The sequence below is a fragment of the Bartonella sp. AP57NXGY genome, assembly GCF_042195805.1.
Taxonomy (GTDB): Bacteria; Pseudomonadota; Alphaproteobacteria; order Rhizobiales; family Rhizobiaceae; genus Bartonella.
This window is the reverse complement of the sequence record NZ_JBHIOZ010000247.1, coordinates 1-1,687: the sequence shown is the minus strand read 5'-3', so window position 1 is coordinate 1,687 and position 1,687 is coordinate 1. Positions and strand designations below refer to the sequence as shown.

The following is a 1,687-nucleotide window of genomic DNA, read 5'->3' as shown; positions in this document are numbered from 1 at the left end:
ATGAGGTAATATCGTATCATATGGGGAGAGTATTGTATTATTTTTGTTTTTCAAAATCCATATGAAAAATTGTATCAATTTCATCTTCATTGGAATGAGTATTTCTACGACGATGCAAGGTTTGCACAATCTCTTTTTTTAAAACAGCATCTGTTTCACTTAAACGGTGAATACTGAGTTCCAATTCAAGAGATAACGCCAAATCCACGCACAGTTTAAGCTCTTCTCCAATGTCGAAACCGCGTTGATAGTCGTCATAAAGACCAACCAGTGTATCAGATAATTCTTTATCGCATAAAGAGGTCATGCTTAATTCCTCAACGTTGCGGGTTTTCATGCAGCTTTTTTAAGTATCACTCCACTATCATCACTTAAAATTGCCATGTATACGAACCTCATGGTTTTGTCAATTTTCTGCAAAATACGCGCTTTTAAATCAAAGCCTATTAAAGATTTTATTACTCCAAGATTTTGAAGCGCCCAATTGTAAATATGGATGGCAATGTGTTTACTATAGAATTTATAGCATTTAAAATACATTGCCAAAAGGCTTTTAATATGCGTAGAGGAAGAGTATTCTGACGATAAACCAAACACCCTGAAATCTCTATTGCCAGTTACAGCTAAATCAGTGCTATTAATATATAAAATAAGCAAACAGGGTTTGTAAACGTCTAACTTTTTAATAACGAGTGATAATCTCATTTTTTGTAGAATACCAATTATTTTGCCTATTTTATATTGATTTTTAGACATTGATAAACTTTTTACCTTATAAAAACCTATGGGAAATACATTAGCATATTTTTGTAATAAGATTTCAGTGGTATATTACACAGCATGAAATGAAGAGAATCGTATTAGGCTTTTTGCTTTTGAAAGAATATGACTGCAACTTTTGAGAAAGCAGTTGGCAAGAATTGGCTTGGCATGCAAACTGATAGAGTTGGCAGTGGCGCATTTAGTTTTTTCATTGGCCTGTGTCCAAATGTTTTTGACTCTGGAAAATAGCCTCTGATAGGCTTGAGTTTTTCCAAGGTTATATTACAGGGGCGCAGCTCAGAAAAATACCACGGCGATTGCATTTTTGTAATTGTCATAATTTTCGCTCCTGCTTGAATGGATGCTGTAACATCCGTTTTTGTGGGGTTATGTATGTGATAACTGCTCTTCTTAAGGGGCAGTAATGATAGATGTAAATCAATATAATTATTTAGTCAACAATTATATTGATTTTGGAGTGTTTTTTTTGGCTCGTCCGGAAGCAAAACCTAAAACTGAGTTGGCAAAACGTTTTCGTAAAGTGCGTCACGCTCTTGGTTTTACAGAGCGTAAGCAGTTTGCTGAACATCTTGGTATCACTGCTGGCTCTATAGGAACTTATGAAATTGGTATAAGTGAGCCTACAGCCTCTGCGCTCTCCAAATATCAAGAAATTTGTGGTGTTTCATTAGATTGGCTAGTAACGGGAAATGGCGAGATGTTTTCAGATATGGCAAAGGCAAAAGCAGCTGGTTTTAAACCGCAGGCGATTCCTACTGGGCTGATGAAAAAGCTGGGACATTTAGTTTATACGACCTATCATGATGCAAAAATAACACTTTCTCCTGAAGATGTTGCGGAATTAGCAGCAGAGCTTTATGGAAGATTGCAAGAGCTTATTCAAAACCTCAATGATATAGAAGAA

At 35.7% G+C, this 1,687-nt stretch carries 4 protein-coding genes; 1 reads left to right on the top strand and 3 read right to left on the bottom strand.

Going from position 1 to position 1,687, the window contains the following annotated elements; genetic code table 11:
- Positions 1–37 precede the first annotated feature (37 nt).
- From ACFIL8_RS09950 to ACFIL8_RS09940, 3 genes are all read right to left on the bottom strand, one after another.
- The gene (locus ACFIL8_RS09950; protein ID WP_012754562.1) at positions 38–307 is read right to left on the bottom strand and encodes a hypothetical protein; all 270 of its coding nucleotides are present in this window, start codon (positions 305–307) and stop codon (positions 38–40) included.
- 26 nt (positions 308–333) lie between these two features.
- The gene (locus ACFIL8_RS09945; protein WP_375689631.1) at positions 334–756 is read right to left on the bottom strand and encodes a hypothetical protein; all 423 of its coding nucleotides are present in this window, start codon (positions 754–756) and stop codon (positions 334–336) included.
- A gap of 104 nt (positions 757–860) precedes the next feature.
- The gene (locus ACFIL8_RS09940; protein ID WP_375612875.1) at positions 861–1,100 is read right to left on the bottom strand and encodes a hypothetical protein; all 240 of its coding nucleotides are present in this window, start codon (positions 1,098–1,100) and stop codon (positions 861–863) included.
- Between the two features lie 149 nt (positions 1,101–1,249).
- Here ACFIL8_RS09940 and ACFIL8_RS09935 point away from each other — a divergent pair.
- The coding region (locus ACFIL8_RS09935) for a helix-turn-helix domain-containing protein (RefSeq protein WP_375689633.1) at positions 1,250–1,687 on the top strand (438 nt) is incomplete at its 3' end.